Here is a 21,227-nt window from a genome sequence, read left to right as displayed (position 1 = left end):
TACTAGCTATCGATGCTACCCGTACGGGATGGCGAAGGCGGAATCCGTCTCAGATATTGCGTCGGTCTCCGCCCCTGCCGCGGCGGACTTCAGCGGACGATCTTGAAATTGAAATCCGGAGTCCCCAATGCCGACCACAGGCGCAGCCACACCGGGAGCATCATCTCCGCTCCGCGAGCGGTGGTGATGTCTCCGAGGTCAATAATATCGCGGTGGCCCAACTCCTGGAGGAGCGCCGTCACGGTGTTCTTGGCGCCAGCGTCGTCGCCGGAGACGAACACCGAGTGGTCCCCGCCACCCAGCCGTCCGGGGTCAATCATCAGCCCTGCGTTCATGGTGTTCAGTGTTTTGACCACCCGCGCCTCCGGGAACGCGTGCTGGATCCGTTCGGCGTTGCTGTCCGTGTTACACGGGTTCAGCACCGGCGGCATGCCCTGTGAGAAGTCGAGCGGGTTGGAAACGTCCACCACGACTTTCCCTGACAGGTTTGCCGAACGCGCGGCATTGAGGGCACTAAGGGCGCCCGCTCCGTTCGTTGCATTGACTATCACTTCGGCCGCGGCTGCGGCCTCCGCGAACGTTTCCAGGGCTATGTGCTGGTTCGCTACGTGCCATTCGCTGAAGGGCGGCGTGCCCGTGGCGTCCGGCGCGCTGCGGGCGAGAGTCTCTCCCGGGTCGCGGGTGCCCACCACCACGTCGTGTCCCAGCGCGGACAGCGCGCCCGCGAGGGTCCGGCCTGCGAAACCCGTGCCCAGGACCGCGATTTTCATGGTTCCTCCAAGTTCAACCATGGGACTCCGGAACGATGTTCCGTCGCTTTCGACGTTACTCTCCGCCGCCTGCAAGACAAGGGCTGCGGCAGCAACACGGCCGTGGTGGGCCGTGGTGGAATGGACAGCGTCTGCGCTGGGTTGTAGGCCTTGAAGTTGTAGCCGGGGAATCAGAACCGTTTTTGGAGGAACCATGGACACCACCGCAGCCGCGCAGCTGGAACGCTGGCAGCGTTTCCGCACGAACCGGAACAAAGCCCTCGCCACCCGCCACGGCTGGCTGACACTCACTTCCTTCCAGTGGCTGGAATCTCGACCCGCCGCCGTCGACCTCTCCCCCGGTTTCTGGTCAACGGACGGTACGACGGCGACGCTCACCGCTGCGGCGCAGGATGGACTGACGCTGGTGGAAACCGGCGAGCCCGTTGACGGGACTATTACGGCCTCCCTCACCAACGAGGAATCGCTGATGTGGGTGCAGTTCGGCGGAGTAGACGGGCAGCAGGTAGTGGCGGAACTCGCCATGCGCGCAGACCGGTACGCGATCCGGACCCGCGATTCAGCGTCGCCGGTACTGACGGAGTTCGACGGCGTGCCCACCTTCGACTACAACCCGGACCTGGTGATCGAAGCAGCCTACGAGGCGTATCCCGAACCTGTGGCCGTCCCGGTCGGAACAGCCAATCCGCTGGTGGACGGCGTGCATTATTCGGTGGGCGAGGTGGTTTTCCTGCTGCCGGGCATTGACCATGAGTACCGGCTGCATGCGGAGGAGGAAAAACTGGGGGCGCTGACCATCACGTTCCACGACGAAACCAACGGCGAATCAACAGATGAGTGGCGGAAAGTCTCCACCCCCAGGCCCCGGGTTGATGCCTCCGGGAAGGCCACCGTGGTCCTGGACTTCAACCGCGCCATCAACTACCCCAGTGCCTTCACCCCGTTCGGCACCTGCCCCATGCCCGTAAAGAACAACAGCCTCGACGCGAAGATCGAAGCCGGCGAAAAGCAACCCGCGTTCATTGATTGAGCGCGAACATGCAGCTAATCCCTTCAAGTTCATGTTTTGAGGGGATTAGCTGCCAGTTCGTGCGAGTGCCGCGTGGGGGTCAGACGATTGCTGAGACGCCGGTGACGGCACGGCCCACAATGAGCGTGTTGATTTCGAACGAGCCCTCGTACGTGTAGATGGCCTCTGCGTCGGCAAAGATCTTGGCCATCCGGTAGTCGGTCACGATGCCGTTGCCGCCCAAGATGGACCTGCCCAGCGCCACGGACTCGCGCATCCGGGCGCTCGTGTAGGACTTGGCGAGGGCCACCTGAGGCATGTCCGCCACCCCGTCGTCCTGCAGCTGGGCAAGTCGCACCATCATGCCCATGCTGGCCACGGCATTGCCGAGCATGGTGACCAGCTGCTGTTGGATGAGCTGGAATTTCGCCAGCGGCCGGCCGAACTGCCGGCGTTCGACGGCGTACTGCCGGGCGACGTCGAACGCCGCCAGCTGCTGCCCCACCGCCTGCCACGCCACCATGATCCGTGAGCCCCGCAGGAGCTCGTTGGTGTCCTCGAAACTGCTGATGCCGGCAAACCGGTCGGCCTCGGCGACCTGGACATCCTTGAACACAATGTCCGCGTTCTGCACCGTCCGCAGCGCAATCTTGTTCTCGATCCGGCTCCGGCTCACACCCGGCAAGGAAGCATCAACGATGAACCCGCGCACCGCGCCATGCCCGCCGGCCGCCGCGGCCTCGTCCTTGGCCCACACCAGCATGTAATCGCAGAACGTCCCGTTCCCGATCCAGCGCTTGGCGCCGTTGAGCACCCACGAGTCGCCGTCGTCGTCGGGCTCTCCCGTTGCGCTGGAGATGCGCCGCGCCCTCGTTTCCATCCCGCCGGCCACGTCGGAACCGTGGCCGGGTTCGGTGAGAGCGAACGCGCCGGTGATGCGCAGGTTTGAGGCGTCCGCAAGAAGCCGCGCCTTCTGGCCGTCCGAACCAAAACCGTAAAGCGACTCCACAAACAGATCGTGGTGGACCAGGAAAAACGTGGCGATGGAGGTGTCCACGCGCGTCATCTCGGCGATGACCAGGCCGGCGAAGAGGTTGCTATAGCCGCGTTGCGCCGGCGTGCTCAGCTCCAGCGCGGCGAGCTTGGGCAGGATGTGCGCCGGGAACTCCGCCGTGTTCCACCAGTCCGACGCGTAGGGGGCGATCTCCGTGGCCAGGAACTCTCGCAGCTCGGCCAGCTTGCCCCGCTCCGTCGAGCTGAGGAGGGACTCGAACGCGAAAAAATCGGCGGTGGGCAGGTCGTCGAGCGCCGATCCGGAGGTGGGCGATTCCGAAGCGGTCTGTTCGGAGGTGGGCGGCAGGCTCATTTCGGGCCCATTCGGATGGCACCGTCGAGCCGGATGGTTTCGCCGTTGATCATCGCATTTTCCACAATATGGGCCACCAGATTGGCGTATTCGGCGGGCCTGCCCAGGCGCGACGGGTGCGGGACCTGCTGGCCCAGGGAATCCTGCGCGTCCTGCGGGAGGGTTGCCATCATGGGTGTTTCAAAGATGCCCGGGGCGATGGTCACCACCCGCACCAGCGATCGGGCCAGCTCGCGGGCCAGCGGCAGCGTCATGGCGGCCACGGCACCCTTGGAGGCGGCGTAGGCCGGCTGGCCGATCTGCCCGTCGAAGGCAGCCACGGAGGCGGTGTTGATGATGACGCCGCGCTCGGGGCCGCCCAGGTCAGTATTGACCGGTTCCGTGGCAACCATGGCTGCGGCCGCCAGGCGCAGCACGTTGAAGGTCCCGATGAGGTTGACCTTGATGACGCGGTTGAACGTGTCCAGCGGGAGGACGCCATCCCGGCCCAGGACCTTGCCCGGGGTGGCGACGCCAGCGCAGTTCACCACGATGCGCAGCGGCCCCAGTTCCACAGCGGTGTCGACGGCGGCCTGCACCTCAGTTTCGTTGGTGACGTCCGCGGGGACAAAGGCCGCTCTTGCCCCCGAACCGCTGCCGGCGGCGTTAAGCTCGGCGGCGAAGGCCGCACCGGCAGACGACGGCAGGTCGATCAGCACAACCGAGGCGCCGGCGTCGAACAGGCGCTTCGCCGTGGCAGCCCCCAGCCCGGAGGCCCCTCCCGTAATCAGCGCGACAGTACCCGAGACGTCCATACATCCTCCTTGATGCGGCCCCAACACCACGAGACCGGCGCGGAACATAAGTTAGTGAATGTTAACTGAAATTCGGGCGGGCCGCACCCGCTAGGCTAGATTTATGACCGTGCCCGACGCCGAACCCACCGACTGGCAGGCCAGGGCTAACGTGGCAGCCCGCTCCGTCACCGGACTCTTCGGCCGGCGGCTGCTGTTCCTGCCGGGAACCCACCTGGCGGCCGTGCAGTGGCCGTCGAAACAGCTGAAGAACCTGTTCCGGCCGTGGCATTACTGGTGGCAGGCGCACTATGTGGACTGCCTGGTGGACGCCGGGCGCCGTGAACTGGGCAACGGAGCGACCCCTGCGACAAGGTTCAACGGCCCCCGCCACCCCAGCGCCGGAAAGCTCGCGTCCAGGCTGGTCACGGGCATCAGGCTGCGCAACACCTTCACGTTCGTCAACAGCTACTATGACGACATGGCCTGGCTGGCGCTGGCCACGCACCGCCTGCAAGGCCTGGCCGAGGAGACGCGCAAACCCGGACACCGCCGCTACGCCAGGGTCCACAAAACCCTAACCCTGCAGTTCGATTCCGCCTCCACCGACGACCTGGGCGGCGGGACCTTCTGGAGCAAAAAGCGCGACTTCAAGAACACCCCCGCCACCGCTCCCGTGGCGCTCTACTACGCCCGCACAGGCCAGCAGACCAAAGGGCAGCGGCTGGTGGACTGGCTCAATGCCGTGCTGTTTGACCAGGCCCAGGGCCTTTATATTGACGGGGCGCGGCTCAACCCTGCCGGCGACGTGATGGTGGAGAACACCATCTACACCTACAACCAAGGCCCCGTGCTGGGAGCCCTGCTGGAGCTTGGCAGCGACGCCGACCTCGCCCGGGCCGCCGCGGTCATTGACGGCGTGGCCCAGCATCTGACGGTGCACCCCGCAGCGCCGACCCAGGCCGCAGGGCCAACACACGCGGCAGCGCCGGGCAGTTCCCGGCGCATCCTCCGCTGCGATGGAACGGGAGACGGCGGACTCTTCACCGGGATTCTCTGCCGGTATCTGGCACTCGCCGCCGTCGACGCCCGGCTCCCGGAGTCCGCCCGGAACATTGCCGCGGACCTCGTGACTGCTACTGCCGAAGCCTTCTGGGCGGGCCGCCGCCCGGCCACCCCCGGAGCGGCAACACTCGGCAACGGCAGGTGCCTGTTTTCCATCCACGCGGCACAGCCGGCGGACGCCACCTACCCGCCAGGTGCCGCCGTCGAACTTTCCACCCAGCTGCAGGCCTGGATGGTGCTGGAGGCCGCAGCGGCCCTCCAGCAAAAACCGCAAGCGAATTAGGTCACGCAACAGTTCCGTAATGCATGTGATCCTGATCACTTAAGGGCCATGCCGCTTGGTGCCTTAGGTATGGCTAACCTACAGTTTCTCGAGTGAGCCACCCCTTATCCCCGGCTCACCAGGACCCGGTCCGCACACTTTTTCCCCAGAAAGTAGCCCCCAATGAAGATCCGCAACAGCGCCCTGGTCGGCATCGCACTCGCCGCCACCGCAGCCCTCGGACTGACCGCCTGCGGCGGCAGCACCACCCCTGCAGCCACCGTCGCACCGTCCGGAGAAGCCAATGCTTCCGGCGAGATCACGGTCTACAACGCGCAGCACGAATCCATGACCAAGGCCTGGGTGGAAGAGTTCAGCAAGGAGACCGGCATCAAGGTGACCCTGCGCCAGGGCAAGGACACCGAGATGTCCAACCAGATCATCCAGGAGGGCGACAAGTCCCCGGCTGACGTCTTCATCACCGAAAACTCCCCCGCCATGACCCAAGTGGAAAACGCAGGACTGTTCGCTGATCTCACTGACGAGGTCAAGAACCAGGTTCCGGCCGAGTACCGCCCGTCCACCAACAAGTGGACCGGCGTCGCAGCCCGCTCCACCGTGTTTGTGTACAACAAGGAAAAGCTCACCGAAGATAAGCTGCCCAAGTCCCTCTCTGACCTGGCCGGTACCGAGTGGAAGGGCCGCTGGGGCGCATCGCCGTCCGGCGCGGACTTCCAGGCGATCGTTTCGGCCTACCTTGAGCTCAAGGGCGAGGCCGAAACCGAGAAGTGGCTCACGGCTATGAAGGAAAACTTCAAGGGGTACCAGGGCAACGGTGCGGTCATGAAGGCCGTCAACGCCGGTGAAATCGAAGGTGGCGTTATTTACCACTACTACTACTTCGGTGACCAGGCCAAGACGGGCGAGAACTCCAAGAACGTGGCCAGCCACTACTTCAAGAACCAGGATCCGGGCGCGTTTGTCTCCGTATCCGGCGGTGGCGTGCTGAAGTCCTCCAAGAACAAGGACGCTGCCGACGCGTTCCTCGCCTTCATCACGGGCAAGAAGGGCCAGGAGCAACTGCAGGTGGGCAAGGACTTCGAGTACACCGTGGGCTCCGGCGTGGCATCCAACGACAAGTTGGTTCCGCTGACCGAACTGCAGGCACCGAAGGTTGACTCCTCCAAGCTGAACTCCAAAAAGGTCACGGAGCTGATGACCAAGGCCGGTCTGCTCTAACACTTGGTTTCAACCCCAGAACTAACCGCCAAGGCGGCTACATCGATGGCGGGCAAGGGCAACAGCCCTCGCCCGCCATTGGTGGTTGCGCTCCCGGCCACATTGCTCGCTCTGTTCGCCCTCATCCCGTTGGGATATGTCATCTATATGACGGCGGTCACTGGCTGGGATACCAGCATTGAGCTGATCTTCCGCCCCCGGGTGGGCGAGCTGCTGGTCAACACCCTCTTGCTGATGGTCATCGTGGTACCCGCAACCCTGGTGGTGGGCGTGGGCGGCGCGTGGCTGGTGGAACGCACCAAGCTGCGGGGCCACAAATGGTGGGCCGTGCTCCTGGCGGCGCCGCTGGCCATTCCCGCGTTTGTGAACAGCTACGCCTGGGTGTCCGCCATACCCTCCCTGGAAGGCGTCTGGTCCGGCGCGCTGATCGCCACACTGTCCTACTTCCCGCTGGTCTACATTCCGGCCGCGGCCACGCTCAGCCGGCTGGATCCGGCGATCGAGCAGTCGGCGGCCTCCCTGGGTTTGGGCCCGTGGCAGGTCTTCTTCCGAGTGGTGCTGCCCCAGTTGCGTATCGCCGTCACCGGCGGCGGCCTGCTGGTGGGCCTGCACCTGCTGGCCGAGTACGGCGCCTTCGCGATGATCCGCTTTGAGACGTTTACGACCGCGATCATGCAGCAGTACGCTTCCACATTCAACGGCGCGGCCGGAAATATGCTGGCCAGCGTCCTGGTGTTCTTCTGCCTGATCCTCCTGGTGCTGGAGGTCCGGAGCCGCGGCACGGCCCGCTACGCACGGATCGGCTCCGGCGCCCAGTCCAAGCCCCTGCGGCTACCCCTGCACCGCTACCAGATTCCTTCCCAGCTGGGACTGCTGGCACTCACTGGCCTGGCGTTCGGCCTGCCGCTGTGGTTTGTGATCCGCTGGATCGTGGCCGGCGGCGCCGAGATCTGGGATGTGGAGGAGTTTGTCCCCGCGCTGCTGCAGACGCTGGGACTGGGCCTTGCCGGCGCAGTGGCCGCGACCGCCGTCGCATTCCCGATGGCGTACCTAGCCGTCCGGCATCCGGGGTGGTTCAGCAAGTCCCTGGAGCTCTCCAACTACATCACCAGTTCCATGCCCGGCATTGTGGTGGGTTTGGCCTTCGTCACCGTGGCCATCAACGTTGCCCCGGACATCTACCAGACCACCGGGCTGCTGGTGGCCGCGTACGTGCTGCTGTTCATTCCGCGTTCGTTGGTGAACATCCGCGCCGGGCTGGCACAGGCCCCCAAGGAACTGGACGAAGCGGCCCGCGCCCTGGGCAGGTCGCCGTTCAATGCCTTCCTGAAGATCACGTTACGCCTCACGGCTCCCGCGGCCGCCGGCGGTGCAGCGCTGGTGTTCCTCGCCGTCGTGACCGAACTGACCGCCACGCTCCTACTCTCCCCGAACGGGACAAAAACCCTGGCCAGCGCGTTCTGGAGCAAGAGCAGCGAGATCGACTACGCCGGCGCCGCCCCCTACGCCCTGCTCATGATCCTGCTCTCGGCGCCCATGACCTATCTTCTCTTCCAGCAGTCCAAGAAAGTGGCCGGACAGTGACCGAACAATCACCCTCCAGACTTCCGGAACCGCGGATCGCGCCGTCTGTGGCACCCACCACCAACAGCCACCTGCAGATCACCGATATCACCAGGAACTTCGGTTCCCAGGCCGTCCTCAAAGGCGTCAACCTGTCCGTGGCCAAGGGCGGGACCACGGCCATCGTGGGGCCCTCCGGCTCGGGCAAGACCACCCTGCTGCGGCTGATCGCCGGCTTTGAACATCCTGCCACCGGCAGCATCTCGCTCAACGGCGCCAAGGTGGCGGGCGACGGCGTGTGGTTGCCCGCGCACAAGCGCCAGGTGGGGTATGTGGCCCAGGATGGTGCGCTTTTCCCGCACCTGACGGTGGGCCAGAACATCGCGTTCGGCCTGGACACGGCCAAGCTCGCAGGCGGCCGCCGCGGGGCGGCGGGCCGGATCAGCGAGCTGCTGGACATGGTCTCACTGGACGCCTCCATGGCCAAGCGGCGGCCACACCAGCTCTCCGGCGGGCAACAGCAGCGGGTGGCACTGGCCCGCGCGCTGGCCCGCGAACCCGAATTGATGCTGCTGGACGAGCCCTTTTCAGCCCTCGACGCCGGCCTGCGCGTGGCGACCCGGCGGGCCGTGGCCAAGGTTCTCAACAAAGCCGGCGTCACCACCATCCTGGTCACCCACGACCAAGCCGAGGCCCTGTCCTTCGCGGACCAGGTGGCCGTGATGCGCGGCGGCAAGCTGGCCCAGATCGGCAACCCGTTTGTGGTTTACACCCGCCCCGCCGACCGCGCCACCGCGGAATTCCTGGGCGACGCCGTCATCCTGGACGCCTGGATGGAAGGTTCACTGGCCACATGCTCACTGGGCGGAATTCCCGTGCGCCGCCCGCCTGCCCAAGGCCGGGTGCAGCTGATGCTGCGTCCGGAGCAGATCCGCATTGCCGAGGATGGCCCCATCCGCGGCGTGGTGGTGGACACCGACTACTTCGGCCCGGAAACCACCGTGCGCCTCAAACTCTCTGTGGCGCCGGAATTGGCCGGCCGCACCGACCACCGCTACCCCGGCGGCGGCGAAGTCATCACCATCCGGCACTGGAACGCCTCCATTGCCCGGCCGGGAATGGAACTCTGCCTGCGGGTGGTGGGCGAAGCCGTCGCCTTCCCCCTCGACCCCGTCGGTGACTGAGCCCGGTGACTGATCCTGTCGAAATCCTGCCCCGTTAGCCTCCGGTGGGCTTCTTTTTCTGCGGATACGGCGCCTCTCCGCGGGCCAGCATCTCCACAAAGCCGGCGATTTTCCGTTCCCGCGTGGACGCCTGCTTCACGGAATTCGTCCGGTAAATCAGGGCGTACCGGTTCACAGAGGTGAGGACGTCGAACATGGCCTGGGCCTCGGGGACGGCAGCGATCGCGGCGGCCAGGTCCGGCGGCACTTCCGCCGTCGCCTGCCCCACATAGGCTGCCTCCCAGCGCCCGTCCGCCTTGGCGGCGTCGACGGCCGCGCGGCCCGCCGCAGTCATCCTGCCGGCAGCCTCGAGCTTCCCGATGCGGTCCACATTCCGCGCCGACCAGACGCTCTTCGGGCCGCGGCGGGTCATCCGTTGGAAGGAGCTGTCGTCGTCGCGCCTTTTGCCCTGACCGTCGATCCAGCCAAAGCACAGCGCCTCCTGCAGCGCTGCTTCGTAGTCCAGTTCAGTGGTGTTGCCGCCCTTCTTGTGCAGCACAAGCCACACGCCAGGGCTGGTGGCGTGGTGCTGTTCCAGCCACAGCCGCCACGCCGCCGCGTCCGCTACCAGCAGTTCCTCGAGCTCAATGGCCATGGCCCTATTCTGCCTGCCTTCTGCAGGAAGTGGCATGATGGCGGTAGTCGACCTGTCCCGGTTTTCGAGGAGGAACCCATGCTGCGTGTCAGACCCGTCCATTTCACCTCCCGGCCGGACAGTTGGGAACAACTCTTGACTGCCCTGGGCATGGCCAAGACAGTTGATGACGGCCCGTGGCGGGAGTTCGACGCCGGTTCCGGCCGGCTGGCCCTGCATTTGGCCGACGCCGGTGCCACGGACGACGGCACAACAGCCCTGGGCGTTGAGGTGGGCGATCTGGCCGAATTCGCCCGGCGCACTGCTCTGGCCGCGGAGGAATCCGGGAATACCGCCGCCGAGCTCATCGCCGCTGACCACGGCGAGTCCTGCCGCATCACCGGCCGGGACGGCTTCAGCTTCCTCGCTGACAATGGCGCGCGGGAGCCGAACGTGGCTGACCCTGATCCGGCCCTGACCGTCGTCGGGGTCTGGTTTACGGCGGATCCCGGCGCCGCCGCGGTGACGCTGCAGGACATCGGCGCCAGGTTCCGCCCCGTCCCCGACGCCGACGAAACCGCCGACTTTACCGCCAAAAACGGCGGGGTGCTGATGGTGCGCCCGGCATCCGGCCCGCCGCGGTCAGGCCTGGGTTTTGAGTACGACGGCGATCTGGGCGCCTTGCGCGACCGGCTCACCACCGCCGGGCTGGACGTCAGCGAAACCGAGGAAGCCTTCGGCCGGACCCTGCACGTGGCCAACCCCGACGCCGCAGGCACCACCGGGACTGCGGCAGCCCGTGCCAGCGCCGCCCCGCACGTCCCGCCCACTCTCTGGATCTCGCAGCGCCTCGCCTCACCGTGATCCGGCAGTGAGCCGGCCGAGGGGTGAACCGGCGGCGCTCCGGCGCGAACCGGCCGAGGGGTGAGATTCCGACGCTTTGGGCGACGCTTTTCGCTGATAGCTCACCCCTCAGCGGTCCACGGCCGTCCGATGAGGTAGAACTTAACCATGAACGTTCGCACTCCTGACCCCAATCCCGGCTGGCTCTCCGAAGACGACCTTTTTGAGGCCCGCGGGAGGCTCCCCATGATCTATGTGGAGGCCGTGCCGGTCAGGCTGGATCCGCTGGGTTTTGTGAACGAGGTTGGCACGCTGCTCCAGGCCGATGCGGACGGGAACATGATCCGGTCGCTGGTATCGGGCCGCGTGATCTATCGCGAGACCATCCGCGCCGCACTCCTGCGCCATATGGAAAAGGACCTGGGGCCGCTCGCCTTTCCGCAGCTCCCCATCAGCCCGGTCCCCTTCACGGTGGCCGAATACTTCCCAGCCCCGTCCCAGACCGGCTTCACCGACGACCGCCAACACGCGGTGTCCTTGGCGTACGTCATCCCCGTGACGGGCGAATGCGAGCCCCGCCAGGATGCCCTGGAACTGACCTGGATGACTCCGGCGGAAGTGCTCAGCGCCGACGTCCAGCTCGAATTCAGCGGCGGCCGCGGCGCCCTGGTCCGCCAGGCGCTGGCCTTTGCGGGAGTGGGTAACTGACGCCCGCGGGTTCCCCGGCGTCCCCGACTTCCGGCGCCCCGCTTTGTAGACTGTAGGGCGGACCGCAAGAGAACTTAAGGACTCCCATGACCGAAAAACCAGCCGCCCGGCACTACAGCGAACAGCAGGCTGGATCTCTGACCACCGGCGATCAGCTCCTCCTCCCTGACGGTGAACGCACCGCCGAAATCCAGCACGTGGAGTTTGAACCGGATGACTTCGGGACCCCTGCGGTAGTCCTGGCAAACCTCACCGGCGGCGGCACCCTCCGCATCGCGGCCGGCTCCACCGTGAAGATCCTGGACACAACAGTCCGGGTCATCACGGTTCCGGACACCACCCTTCAGGACACGCCGCCCGACGCCGTTACGCAGCTTCCGGTCGCGGCTCAACCCCCTGCCGAACAGCCCCAACACACCGGCGAAGCGGAGGCAGCCCCGGCGACTCCCGCCGTCGTCGTACCTCCCCTGCCGGCCATCCCGCCCGCGGTGAGCGGGCCCTCCGCTGAAGAACTGGCGCGGATTCCGGCGCCGCAGGGCACGCCCGAAGCGGTGGTGGAGGCCGCCGCGGAGGCCCACCCGGACGCCGTTGGTGTGCTGCTGCTGGCGGACAGACTGGCCAAGGGCATCAACTTCAAATCCGGCAGCTGCCTCAAGGACCTCAGCGACCTTGCCCACGAACTGTTCATCACGCTCAAGGATCCGGACGGGGCGCTCACAGTGGCGGACCTGCTCAACGTCCTGCCGTTCGACGGCAACCCGGGCCGGTGGACGTCCGTGGAGGCGTCGCTGGCGTTATCCAGCTTCATCTGCCGCCAGGACCGGCAGGAGGAGCGCGCCGAAGTCTATGAAAAGCTGCTGCGCACGCCGGAAAACCAGGAAACAGACCCGTTCAAGGCGCGGATGAACGCCAAGGTGCGCCAGCGTTCGCTGAACGAACCCAACCTATACGACAAAGAGATCTTCCGCTCGATCGACAACTCCAACCATGAGGCCGAGCGGGAGTGGCGGCTGCTGCGCCTCGAATCGCTGCTGTTCCTGCGGGCACACGGCGGGTCTGAGACGATCGGCGTTGGCGAACTGCAGCGCCGGATCAGCAACGAACTCGAGGCCGTCCGGGTCTGAGTCGCGCTGGCGGGGGAAATACCCCCTACCCGGGGCTGCGCCGGGGTTGTAGATTCGGGCTATGACGAACAATCTGAGCGTGGTGATAAATGCTGATGCGCCGCAGGTCTGGACCATGCTGCGTGAACCGGCCAAAGTGTCCCAGTGGCACGGCTGGGAGGCCGATGAACTGGCAGGTGAGATTGACGCGATCTACTTCAGCAGCAACGTCGTTGAAGCCCCTGACCACACCAGCCTGACCACCAACGGCGGGGACGTCTTCGACCTGAAACCGGTGTCCGCCGGGACTCTGGTCAGTGTCACGCGGGCAGCCCTGGACCACAACTCGGAATGGGCGGCCTGGGACGAGGACATCACCCAGGGCTGGCTGACGTTCCTCCAGCAACTCCGCTTCGCGCTGGAACACCACCCGCGCGGCAAGCGGCATACGTTGTTCTTCGAATTTCCCGGCGAGCCAGCTTCCGCCATCGAAAAGCTGGGCTTGTCGGACGTGCCTGCGCCGGGTGAGACGTACGTGCTGACGCTGGCCACCGGGGAAGAGATCACCGGCAAGGTCTGGTTCCACAGCAACCACCAGGTGGGGCTCACCGTCCACGGCTACGCGGAGCACGGCGACGGCCTCCTGATCGTGGCGGACCAGCCCGCCATTGAAGGGGTAAGGCCGCACGGCGGTGCCATGGTGATCGCCTCGACGTTCAATCTGGGTGCCCACAAACTGGAGTCCATCCATTCGCTCTGGGACAGCTGGCGGGCTGAGAACTACCCCACATCGGAAGCGGCCCGCTGAGGGATCGGCGACGTTTGCTGGCACACTGGAACCGTGCCAGCCAACCCCGCCTCCGCTACATCCGTCTCCGTTTCGGCCGTCTCAGCTGATCCCGTCTCACCTGCGGCCGGCTCCGCCGCTGCAGCTGACCAGTCGCAGTTCTCCTTCACCGTTGGCACCAGGCTTGCTGACAGCTGTGCGCCGTCGTCTGCGCAGGTATCTGCCAACGGCGGCGAATTCCTGGGCCGCACGGGGACCATCACCACGCCCCACGGCGAGATACGCACCCCGGCGTTCATCGCCGTCGGGACCAAAGCCACCGTTAAGTCCGTCCTGCCGGAATCCATGGCGGAACTGGGGGCACAGGCGCTTCTGGCCAACGCCTACCACCTGTACCTACAGCCCGGAGCGGACATCCTGGACGAGGCCGGCGGGCTGGGTGCGTTTATGAACTGGTCCGGGCCAACGTTCACGGACTCCGGCGGGTTCCAGGTGATGAGCCTGGGGTCCGGGTTCAAGAAGGTCATCGACATGAAGTCGGTGGACACCTCCGGACCGGACGACGCCGTAGCACCGGGCAAGGAACGTCTGGCCCACATCGACGACGACGGCGTCTGGTTCAAATCGCATCTCAACGGGGACCGCCACCGCTTTTCCCCGGAAATTTCCATGCAGGTCCAGCACCAGATCGGCGCGGATATCATGTTCGCCTTCGATGAGCTGACCACACTGCAGAACTCCCGCGGCTATCAGGAGGAATCCCTGGAGCGCACTCGGTTGTGGGCCCTGCGCTGCCTGGAGGAGCATTTTCGGCTGACGTCCGACCGCGTGGGAAAGCCGTACCAGGCCCTCTTCGGCGTGATCCAGGGTGCCCAGTATGAGGACCTGCGCCGGAAAGCCTGCCGGGACGTTGGCGCCATGAATTTCGACGGCTTCGGCATCGGCGGGGCGCTGGAGAAGGAAAACCTGGGCACGATTGTGCGCTGGTGCAACGAGGAACTGCCGGAGGACAAGCCGCGGCACCTGCTCGGCATCTCCGAGCCGGACGATATCTTCACCGCGATCGAGAACGGCGCGGACACCTTCGACTGTGTGTCCCCCACGCGCGTTGCCCGCAACTCGGCGTTCTACACACCCGGCGGCCGCTTCAACCTCTCCGGCGCCAAGTACAAGCGCGACTTCGGGCCGCTCCAGGACGGCTGTGACTGCTACGCCTGCGCCAACTACTCCCGGGCCTACATCCACCACCTGTTCAAGGCGAAGGAGATGCTCTCGGCAACGCTGATCTCCATCCACAACGAGCGCTTCGTGGTGAAGATGGTGGACGATGCCCGGCTGGCCATCGAAGCCGGGACCTTCTTCGAGTTCAAGGCCGAGACCCTGGCGCAGTACTACTCCTAAGCGCCGCTGCCTCCCGCCGTCCAGTCCTTCCCGCCCGCCTTCCCGGCGTCCCGGCGATTTCGGGTTTTCCACATGGCGACGACGGCGTCTACCCGTCTGCCTCGCGCTCCCGCAATCTGGCTGGATGACACAGTCTCAGGCAATCCGCCTCCCAGAACTTCCTGAAACAGGCAACCTCTGGCGAACTGGCCAGCTGCACGAAAAGGGCCTCAATTCCCGGGCAATCAAGTTATTGCTGAAGCATAAGAAGCTGGTCCGGCTTCGTTACGGTTGCTACATCCGCGGTGAGCTATGGGACAAGCAGTCCGCCACGATACGCAGCCAGCAGTTGATCCACGCCCACGCGCACGGAACACTCACGACGTCGTCGGGAGACTACGTCTACAGCCACACATCGGCCGCGCGGCTGCACGGCTTGTTCCTCTCGAACGTGGACGATGTGATCCATATCCTGCTGCGGGTCCGGCCTTCCAGTGAACGCCTCGGCGAAGACATCTGCGGGCACACCACGCGCTACACGGACGCGGACGTCGTGACAATAGGCAATCTCCGGGTCACGTCGCTCGAGCGGACAGTAGTGGATTGCGCCATGATGCTCAGCTATCAGGAGGCCTTGGTGCTCGTGGATCACGCGCTCAGGCTCGGCGCGGATCTGGCGTTGATGGACGCCATGGCAGAGGGGCTGCCGGGACGCCGCGGGATAAGTAACCTCCGCATGGCCTTGACCCACGCCGACCCGAGATCCGAATCGGCAGGCGAAACCCTCACCCGTGAACTGCTCGCAAGGTTGAATCTGCCCATGCCCCAGCCGCAGGTTGAGGTGAACAGCCGGGCCGGACGGCCCCGACTGGACTTTTCCTGGAAGGACAAAAAGGTGGCGCTCGAATTCGATGGCAAGGTCAAGTACTTTGGCTACAAGCCAACGGCGGAGGTGCTGTTCCAGGAGCGACAACGAGAAAATGCACTCACCGAAGACGGCTGGAAATTCGTACGTGTGAAATGGAAGGACCTATCCCGCGAGCAGGAGTTCAAAGCCCGCATCCTGACCGCGCTACGACGGTAGCCGCCGTCGTCGAAATCGCCGGAACGCGACGGGCTCGCCGTAGCGTCACGGCGACCCGGCCGCGTTCCGGCGATCTCGGGTCCAGCAGGCGGAAAAGTCCAACGGCGGGTGGCAGCTGGCGCCGCGGGAGGCGCGCCTAGACCCCGTAGCTTGGTTCGCGCTTCTTGATCCAGCCGATTACGAAGGACGTCAGAGGAACGAAGAGGAACTCCACGAGTGTCTTGTAGACGAAGCCCACCACCACGTAGTTCAGGAACGTGCCGAAGTCCGTGATGCCGATGACAGAGGCGGCGATGCTGCAGAAAATCAGGGTGTCCACGAACTCACCCGCGCCGGAGGAACCCATCAGCCGCGCCCAGAGGGACTTCTCCCCGGAACGGGCCTTCATCTTCACCAGGATCCACGAATTGATGGTCTGGCCGGCCAGGAATGCCAGCAGTGAGGCGAGCACAATCTGCGGCACCGGGCCCAAAGCCCCTTCAAGGGCGGCCTGCTTGGAGGTGCCGAAGTCGTCATCAAAGCCGGGCAGGGCGATGATCACCCAGTAGCAAACTGAGGCGAAGACGGACAGGGCGAAGGCGGTGATAATGGCTTTGCGCGCCACCTTGAAGCCGTAGACCTCACTGATGACGTCGCCCAGGATGTAGGCGAGCGGGAACAGGAAGAAGCCGCCGTCTGTGATGATCGGGCCGATCGCGACGCCCTTGGACGCCCCGATGTTGGACAGGATCAGCACCACGGCCATAAACGCCAGCATGATGCCGAAGTACGGCGAGCCGATCGATGCAAATTTCGGCGCCGTCCGAGCGGAGTCGGCCATGGGCAGGGCGTCAGGGGCCGAGGGGGAAGGCATGAGAGATTCCATTCGTAGTGGTTCGCTCGGCGTACCGTTCCCGCAACGAAAGTTGCACGGGACGCCGGCTGTATTAGCACTGTCACGCCATTCTCCCACCGAACATGCACCACCACGGTTTTGAACACGTTCAGTTCCATGCCATACTCAGTTTTGAACGCGTTCAAAAGGGGAGAAATCATGGCCGCCAAAAGCGAGCAAACCAGGCAACTTGTAGCGGACGTCGCGCTGCGGATGTTCCGGGAGATCGGGTTCGCGAAGACCACCATGCGGGCCATCGCAACCGAGGCCGGGGTCTCCGTGGGTAACGCGTACTACTACTTCGCCTCCAAGGACGATCTGGTGCAGGAGCTGTACGTCCAGGTTCAGGCCGAGCATGCAGCCAAGGCCGACGAGGCACTCGAGGGAGTCACGGACCTGGGCAGCCGCCTCAAGACCACGCTGCACGCGGGCCTGGACGTTATGGTGCCGTACCACCGCTTCGGCACCGATTTCGTGGCCACGGCCATCCGCCCGACGTCGCCCGTCAACCCCTTCGCGGGCGAGTCGACGGCGGCCCGGGAAGCATCCCTCGCCATCTTCAGGGCGGCAGTCGAAGGCGCCAGCCCCACAGCCCCGAAAAAGCTCCGCGCGGATCTGCCCGAGCTCCTCTGGCTCGGCTATTTGGGTATCGCCCTGTTCTGGGTGTACGACACCTCGGAAGATCAGCGTCGGACCCGAAAACTGGTGGACGGAGTTGTCCCGCTGATCACGCGGGGCCTGTCGCTGGCACGGATTCCGGGCGTCAACAAGGTGCTGGATGACGTCCTCAGCCTGAGCCGCAGCATCCGCGACTGAACGCACACCGAACACAATATTGAGGGAAGAAATGAACAGGACACAGACCGTGGTGCTCGCGGGGGCTTCGGGCTTCATCGGCAGCTACCTACGGGACCGCTTCAAGCAGGACGGCTGGGCGGTGCGCACCATCGGCCGCCGGGCCAGAACGGGTACGGCCGAAGCGGCCAGCTGGAACGACGACGGCGCCATCGCGCGAGTGCTGGACGGCACCGACCTGCTGGTGAACCTTGCCGGACGGTCAGTCAACTGCCGCTACAACGCCAGGAACAAGGCGGCCATCCTCGATTCCCGGGTCTCCACCACCGCGGCACTCGGCCGCGCCCTCGCACTCTGCCAGGCGCCGCCGTCGGCCTGGCTCAACGCCAGCACAGGCACCATCTATCGGCACGCGGATGACCGGCCCCAGACAGAGTCCGACGGCGAACCTGGAACAGGCTTTTCGGTGGACGTGGCGCGCGCGTGGGAAGCCGCCCTGGACGCTGCCGCCACGCCCGGAACGCGGAAAATTGCGATGCGGATAGCCATTGTCCTGGGTCCAGGCGGGGGCGCCCTGCGTCCTTTCGCTGCCCTCGCCCGGCTTGGCCTGGGCGGGCATATGGGTACCGGCAGCCAGAAGTTCAGCTGGATTCACGTGGAAGACCTCTACCGCGCAGTCCGCTTCCTCCACGCGCGAACGGACATTTCGGGCCCCGTGAATGTGGCTTCCCCGGACGTCGTGGATAACCGCGACCTGATGCGGCTCGTCCGCCGGGCATACGGCGCCAGGCTGGGCATACCCACTCCAGCCTGGCTGCTCCGGCTCGGTGCTGTACTGGTCCGCACGGACACCGAGCTGGTGCTGAAAAGCCGGTGGGTGCAGCCGCAGAAGCTGCTCGACGCGGGGTTCATCTTCCGGCAGCCTGAGCTGGGCCGCGCGCTGCTCACCATCGCCAAAGGGACAGCGTGAGCCGGCCGCCCGGGTGACGTTCGGCCCCGGCGCATTCCTGCCGGGCGCCGCCATCACCGTGCTCCGGCTTTCTCACCCTTCTCTTCCTCATGTGAACCCACTGGCACACTGTGTGGGGGCTGGTCCTGTGGACCGGATTCTGCGCGGCCGTGGGGCGGCTGGCTGTTGTGGGCCTCGTGGCCACACATGACCGTGACGAACACGCCGCGCAAGTTGTCCCGACGCCGGATGGCAGGATAGTGCCATGACTTTTGCTTCAGCTGCCGTCCAGTCCCCCGTGTCCGCTCCCGCCGTCGCGCTGACTATTGCGGGGTCCGAAGCCACGGGTGGCGCCGGAGCCCAGGCCGACCTGAAGACGTTCCAGGAGCTGGGCGTGTTTGGCATTGCCAATCTGACATGCATCGTGTCCTTCGATCCGAGCGACAACTGGAACCACCGCTTTGTGCCGGTGGACCAGCAGGTCATTGCGGACCAGCTGGAGGCTACGACGGCGGCCTATGGTCCGGCGTCAGGGGCCTCCGCCGGCGGGGCGCCGGAAGAGCCGTCGGTACCGGGCCGTCCGGTCCTGGACACCGTGAAAATCGGCATGCTGGGCAGCCCCGCCACCATCGGTACGGTTGCGGCGGCTCTGGAAGCGGGCCGGTTCCGCAACGTGGTGCTGGATCCGGTGCTGATCTGCAAGGGCCAGGAGCCGGGCCATGCGTTGGACACGGACCAAGCCCTGAAGGCGCAGATCCTGCCGCTCGCCACGTTCGTCACGCCCAACCACTTCGAAGCCGAATCACTGTCCGGCCTGGCGATCACCGACGTCGAGTCCTTGAAGGCCGCCGCTATCCGCATCCATGAGCTCAGCGGCGCCGCGGTTCTCGCCAAGGGTGGCGTGCGGCTGGCAGGCCCGGACGCCGTCGACGTCTACTACGACGGCGAGACCTTGGAGGTCCTCAGCGCTCCCAAGGTGGGCGAGGTGGCCGTGTCCGGTGCCGGCTGCTCGTTGGCCGCGGCGGTGACGGCGGAACTGGCCAAGGGGGCCGCTCCGCTGGAAGCTGCCCGGGCCGCCAAGGACTTTGTCACCGCAGGCATCCGCAACCGCGTGGCCTCCGGCGCTCCGTTCGACGCGCTCTGGCAGGGCGGCGCACGCTAGCCTACGCCTGCGCAGCTGGAACGCTCTCTCACTTAATGCAAGGAAAACGGGGACGCTCTCTCTTTCCACAAGAAAGTGAGAGAGCGTCCCGGTTTTGCCGCAGGATCTGAGAGAGCGTCCGCTCAGGACCGCGGGTCGGCCACCGTTCCCATGAACAGCGGCAGGCCGGTTTCCACATGCACGATCTGGTAGTGGAACGGCCGGTCGAAGTCGATGGTCCGCTCGGGCTGCGGCGGAGCGCTGGTGACAGCTCCGTTGATCTGGGTGACAGCGGCGGCAATGGTGCCTTTTTCGGCGACCGTGATGTTGGCGGCCTGCGCGGCCTGGGTGATCGCCATCTTGGGCTGGATGTTGTTGAAGTCCTCCGTGGTGTCGAGCGTCTTCTGGAGTCCCAGGGACTCAAACACCTTCCGCAGGTCAAAACTGCACTTGTGGTCCCAGCGTGGCAACTGGATCTGCACGGTCTCCAGCGCTGCAGTGTCGAAGGCGTCCGCGATTTCCGTGAGCTTATCCGCGCCGAAAGCCGCTGAGGCGGGGCGGGACCCGGCGTCGGTTCCGGCCTCCGGTAGGACCAACCGCATAACGAAACCGTCGGCGTAGGGAAGGTCCACACCCTGCCAGCCAACACCTTCCGCGTACTTCATCTTGAGTTCGTTATGCATGGCTGGCGCGTCGATTTCCTCGCCCGCGGCTGTTGTGAAGGGCAGGTCAGAGGTGGCGTTCGGGTCGAACGGTGCGCTCCAGGCGGAAGCAAAGTACAGGGAATTGAGCAGGCTGAAGGTGTTCCTGGGGTCGTACTTGGCGGGCGCTTCCTTGATCCGTCCACCCGTGTTCCTGTTGACCCAGGCATCGATGGCGGGCTTCGTTGCACCCTCATCGCTGAAGTCCACGGGGTACACACCGGTTCCGTAATGCCGGGCCAGCGTGTCCAGGAAGGACTCGCCGGTGGGCACGTCTTTGTCCACGAACAGCCCGTTGGCGGCGTGCATGACCGGTTTCCGCGGCGGGTTGTCCTCATCCACTGCGCCGGGGTCGCCGTCGAACTTCTCCAGAGAGGTGAGGACCGCGTTCATGGCCTCATCGCGGTTCTCGGCGGGAAATTGCAGGACACTGTCCATCTCGGCCGCGCTCTCGCCCGACGCGCCGGCGCGAAGCATCGCGAGGGCAATCAGCAGGCTCCCGGGCGAGGACACCACGTTCCCGTTGGAGCCGTCGCCGCCGTCGGCCAGCAGGGCCTCGCCGAGGCCCAGGGCCGAAGCCCGGAAGGAGCGCAGTTCAGTGGCGTAAGCAGCGCGGTCCACCGAAACCCGCTCAACGCCGTCGGCCTTCAGGAGCTCCGGAGACGACGCCGAACACGCGGTGAGCGCCACCAGGGCACCCGCGGTCGCGATCCTGGCAGCGCGGAATGTCTTCATTTCTCCCCCTGGGACCTGCCTTGCCGGCACTTGGCGGGAAATCCGCCTTCTCCCAGTGAACCAGCGACGGCGGCACCAGACGATGCCCGTAGGGTCACGGTTTGCCGTCTTTTCGGTCTCAACCCCCAACGCTCTCGCACTTAACGCAGGAAAACCAGGGATGCTCTCCCACTTCCCACAAGAAAGTGAGAGAGCATCCCTGGTTTTTCTGCAGGATCTGAGAGAGCATCCTGGGCGGTGAACGGACGACGGCGGGCGGCCACCCGCCGTCGTACGCCCCCGG

General features: G+C 65.5%; 20 protein-coding genes. 14 read left to right on the top strand and 6 right to left on the bottom strand.

All coding sequences use genetic code 11. From position 1 onward, the window contains the following. Positions 1–89: 89 nt before the first annotated feature. Positions 90–770, bottom strand: coding sequence for an NADPH-dependent F420 reductase (locus ACZYZ4_RS08040; RefSeq protein ID WP_463859754.1), 681 nt, complete (start codon positions 768–770; stop codon positions 90–92). 193 nt (positions 771–963) lie between these two features. On the opposite strand from ACZYZ4_RS08040, the gene ACZYZ4_RS08035 reads away from it, so the two are divergent. After that, entirely contained in the window at positions 964–1,800 is an 837-nt protein-coding gene (locus ACZYZ4_RS08035; protein WP_463859752.1) for a DUF1684 domain-containing protein, read from the top strand. Between the two features lie 79 nt (positions 1,801–1,879). Here the strand turns inward: ACZYZ4_RS08035 and ACZYZ4_RS08030 are convergent, their stop codons facing one another. Then, complete coding sequence (locus ACZYZ4_RS08030; protein WP_463859751.1) at positions 1,880–3,145, bottom strand: acyl-CoA dehydrogenase family protein; 1,266 nt, start codon at positions 3,143–3,145, stop codon at positions 1,880–1,882. Further along, positions 3,142–3,939, bottom strand: a complete 798-nt coding sequence (locus tag ACZYZ4_RS08025; protein ID WP_463859749.1) for an SDR family NAD(P)-dependent oxidoreductase — start codon at positions 3,937–3,939, stop codon at positions 3,142–3,144. Before ACZYZ4_RS08025 ends, ACZYZ4_RS08030 begins: the two co-directional genes overlap by 4 nt. Positions 3,940–4,042: 103 nt before the next feature. Here ACZYZ4_RS08025 and ACZYZ4_RS08020 point away from each other — a divergent pair, with 103 nt between their 5' ends. The 4 genes from ACZYZ4_RS08020 (at position 4,043) to ACZYZ4_RS08005 (ending at position 9,231) form a co-directional block, all read left to right on the top strand. Further along, a complete protein-coding gene (locus ACZYZ4_RS08020) occupies positions 4,043–5,266 on the top strand; it encodes a glycoside hydrolase family 76 protein (RefSeq protein ID WP_463859747.1) in 1,224 nt (407 codons plus the stop codon). Positions 5,267–5,428: 162 nt separating this feature from the next. After that, on the top strand, positions 5,429–6,484 hold the full coding sequence (locus ACZYZ4_RS08015; protein ID WP_463859745.1) for an iron ABC transporter substrate-binding protein: 1,056 nt from the start codon (positions 5,429–5,431) through the stop codon (positions 6,482–6,484). A gap of 45 nt (positions 6,485–6,529) precedes the next feature. Beyond that, a complete protein-coding gene (locus tag ACZYZ4_RS08010) occupies positions 6,530–8,068 on the top strand; it encodes an ABC transporter permease (RefSeq protein WP_463859872.1) in 1,539 nt (512 codons plus the stop codon). Continuing rightward, entirely contained in the window at positions 8,065–9,231 is a 1,167-nt protein-coding gene (locus tag ACZYZ4_RS08005) for an ABC transporter ATP-binding protein (RefSeq protein ID WP_463859743.1), read from the top strand. Before ACZYZ4_RS08010 ends, ACZYZ4_RS08005 begins: the two co-directional genes overlap by 4 nt. Before the next feature lie 34 nt (positions 9,232–9,265). Here ACZYZ4_RS08005 and ACZYZ4_RS08000 read toward each other — a convergent pair whose 3' ends face one another. Next, positions 9,266–9,865, bottom strand: a complete 600-nt coding sequence (locus tag ACZYZ4_RS08000; protein ID WP_463859741.1) for a YdeI/OmpD-associated family protein — start codon at positions 9,863–9,865, stop codon at positions 9,266–9,268. A gap of 78 nt (positions 9,866–9,943) precedes the next feature. On the opposite strand from ACZYZ4_RS08000, the gene ACZYZ4_RS07995 reads away from it, so the two are divergent. From ACZYZ4_RS07995 to ACZYZ4_RS07970, 6 genes are all read left to right on the top strand, one after another. Then, entirely contained in the window at positions 9,944–10,708 is a 765-nt protein-coding gene (locus tag ACZYZ4_RS07995) for a VOC family protein (protein ID WP_463859739.1), read from the top strand. Between the two features lie 147 nt (positions 10,709–10,855). Next, a complete protein-coding gene (locus ACZYZ4_RS07990; protein ID WP_463859738.1) occupies positions 10,856–11,395 on the top strand; it encodes an NUDIX hydrolase family protein in 540 nt (179 codons plus the stop codon). 86 nt (positions 11,396–11,481) lie between these two features. After that, the gene (locus ACZYZ4_RS07985; protein WP_463859736.1) at positions 11,482–12,519 is read left to right on the top strand and encodes a DUF6707 family protein; all 1,038 of its coding nucleotides are present in this window, start codon (positions 11,482–11,484) and stop codon (positions 12,517–12,519) included. Positions 12,520–12,580: 61 nt separating this feature from the next. Further along, complete coding sequence (locus ACZYZ4_RS07980; protein WP_463859734.1) at positions 12,581–13,306, top strand: SRPBCC family protein; 726 nt, start codon at positions 12,581–12,583, stop codon at positions 13,304–13,306. A 33-nt stretch (positions 13,307–13,339) separates the two neighbouring features. Further along, positions 13,340–14,686, top strand: coding sequence for a tRNA guanosine(34) transglycosylase Tgt (tgt, locus tag ACZYZ4_RS07975; protein ID WP_463859732.1), 1,347 nt, complete (start codon positions 13,340–13,342; stop codon positions 14,684–14,686). 124 nt (positions 14,687–14,810) lie between these two features. Continuing rightward, on the top strand, positions 14,811–15,749 hold the full coding sequence (locus tag ACZYZ4_RS07970; RefSeq protein WP_463859730.1) for a type IV toxin-antitoxin system AbiEi family antitoxin domain-containing protein: 939 nt from the start codon (positions 14,811–14,813) through the stop codon (positions 15,747–15,749). 136 nt (positions 15,750–15,885) lie between these two features. Here ACZYZ4_RS07970 and ACZYZ4_RS07965 read toward each other — a convergent pair whose 3' ends face one another. Continuing rightward, complete coding sequence (locus tag ACZYZ4_RS07965) at positions 15,886–16,602, bottom strand: queuosine precursor transporter (protein WP_463859718.1); 717 nt, start codon at positions 16,600–16,602, stop codon at positions 15,886–15,888. Between the two features lie 180 nt (positions 16,603–16,782). Between ACZYZ4_RS07965 and ACZYZ4_RS07960 the strand changes: the two genes are divergently transcribed. The 3 genes from ACZYZ4_RS07960 (at position 16,783) to ACZYZ4_RS07950 (ending at position 19,529) form a co-directional block, all read left to right on the top strand. Further along, a complete protein-coding gene (locus ACZYZ4_RS07960; protein ID WP_463859715.1) occupies positions 16,783–17,439 on the top strand; it encodes a TetR/AcrR family transcriptional regulator in 657 nt (218 codons plus the stop codon). A gap of 31 nt (positions 17,440–17,470) precedes the next feature. Continuing rightward, positions 17,471–18,388: a TIGR01777 family oxidoreductase gene (locus ACZYZ4_RS07955; RefSeq protein ID WP_463859714.1), complete on the top strand. Its 918-nt coding sequence runs from the start codon at positions 17,471–17,473 to the stop codon at positions 18,386–18,388. A 244-nt stretch (positions 18,389–18,632) separates the two neighbouring features. Then, positions 18,633–19,529, top strand: a complete 897-nt coding sequence (locus tag ACZYZ4_RS07950; RefSeq protein ID WP_463859712.1) for a hydroxymethylpyrimidine/phosphomethylpyrimidine kinase — start codon at positions 18,633–18,635, stop codon at positions 19,527–19,529. Between the two features lie 122 nt (positions 19,530–19,651). Here the strand turns inward: ACZYZ4_RS07950 and ACZYZ4_RS07945 are convergent, their stop codons facing one another. Beyond that, on the bottom strand, positions 19,652–20,944 hold the full coding sequence (locus ACZYZ4_RS07945; RefSeq protein WP_463859710.1) for a serpin family protein: 1,293 nt from the start codon (positions 20,942–20,944) through the stop codon (positions 19,652–19,654). Positions 20,945–21,227: the final 283 nt, after the last annotated feature.

It is taken from the genome of Pseudarthrobacter adonitolis (genome assembly GCF_055412845.1).
Note: the sequence above shows the minus strand (reverse complement) of the source record. Positions and strands in the feature narration are given on the sequence as shown.

Bases quoted from the DNA above. Each gene is read 5' to 3' on its own strand.
- ACZYZ4_RS07960 (WP_463859715.1), top strand. From the start codon at position 16,783: ATGGCCGCCAAAAGCGAGCAAACCAGGCAACTTGTAGCGGACGTCGCG.
- ACZYZ4_RS07980 (WP_463859734.1), top strand. From the start codon at position 12,581: ATGACGAACAATCTGAGCGTGGTGATAAATGCTGATGCGCCGCAGGTC.
- ACZYZ4_RS08025 (WP_463859749.1), bottom strand. From the start codon at position 3,939: ATGGACGTCTCGGGTACTGTCGCGCTGATTACGGGAGGGGCCTCCGGG.
- ACZYZ4_RS08010 (WP_463859872.1), top strand. From the start codon at position 6,530: ATGGCGGGCAAGGGCAACAGCCCTCGCCCGCCATTGGTGGTTGCGCTC.
- ACZYZ4_RS07985 (WP_463859736.1), top strand. From the start codon at position 11,482: ATGACCGAAAAACCAGCCGCCCGGCACTACAGCGAACAGCAGGCTGGA.
- ACZYZ4_RS08015 (WP_463859745.1), top strand. From the start codon at position 5,429: ATGAAGATCCGCAACAGCGCCCTGGTCGGCATCGCACTCGCCGCCACC.
- ACZYZ4_RS07970 (WP_463859730.1), top strand. From the start codon at position 14,811: ATGACACAGTCTCAGGCAATCCGCCTCCCAGAACTTCCTGAAACAGGC.
- ACZYZ4_RS07965 (WP_463859718.1), bottom strand. From the start codon at position 16,602: ATGCCTTCCCCCTCGGCCCCTGACGCCCTGCCCATGGCCGACTCCGCT.
- ACZYZ4_RS07945 (WP_463859710.1), bottom strand. From the start codon at position 20,944: ATGAAGACATTCCGCGCTGCCAGGATCGCGACCGCGGGTGCCCTGGTG.
- ACZYZ4_RS08035 (WP_463859752.1), top strand. From the start codon at position 964: ATGGACACCACCGCAGCCGCGCAGCTGGAACGCTGGCAGCGTTTCCGC.
- ACZYZ4_RS07995 (WP_463859739.1), top strand. From the start codon at position 9,944: ATGCTGCGTGTCAGACCCGTCCATTTCACCTCCCGGCCGGACAGTTGG.
- ACZYZ4_RS08040 (WP_463859754.1), bottom strand. From the start codon at position 770: ATGAAAATCGCGGTCCTGGGCACGGGTTTCGCAGGCCGGACCCTCGCG.
- ACZYZ4_RS08000 (WP_463859741.1), bottom strand. From the start codon at position 9,865: ATGGCCATTGAGCTCGAGGAACTGCTGGTAGCGGACGCGGCGGCGTGG.
- ACZYZ4_RS07950 (WP_463859712.1), top strand. From the start codon at position 18,633: ATGACTTTTGCTTCAGCTGCCGTCCAGTCCCCCGTGTCCGCTCCCGCC.
- ACZYZ4_RS08020 (WP_463859747.1), top strand. From the start codon at position 4,043: ATGACCGTGCCCGACGCCGAACCCACCGACTGGCAGGCCAGGGCTAAC.
- ACZYZ4_RS07990 (WP_463859738.1), top strand. From the start codon at position 10,856: ATGAACGTTCGCACTCCTGACCCCAATCCCGGCTGGCTCTCCGAAGAC.
- ACZYZ4_RS07955 (WP_463859714.1), top strand. From the start codon at position 17,471: ATGAACAGGACACAGACCGTGGTGCTCGCGGGGGCTTCGGGCTTCATC.
- ACZYZ4_RS08030 (WP_463859751.1), bottom strand. From the start codon at position 3,145: ATGAGCCTGCCGCCCACCTCCGAACAGACCGCTTCGGAATCGCCCACC.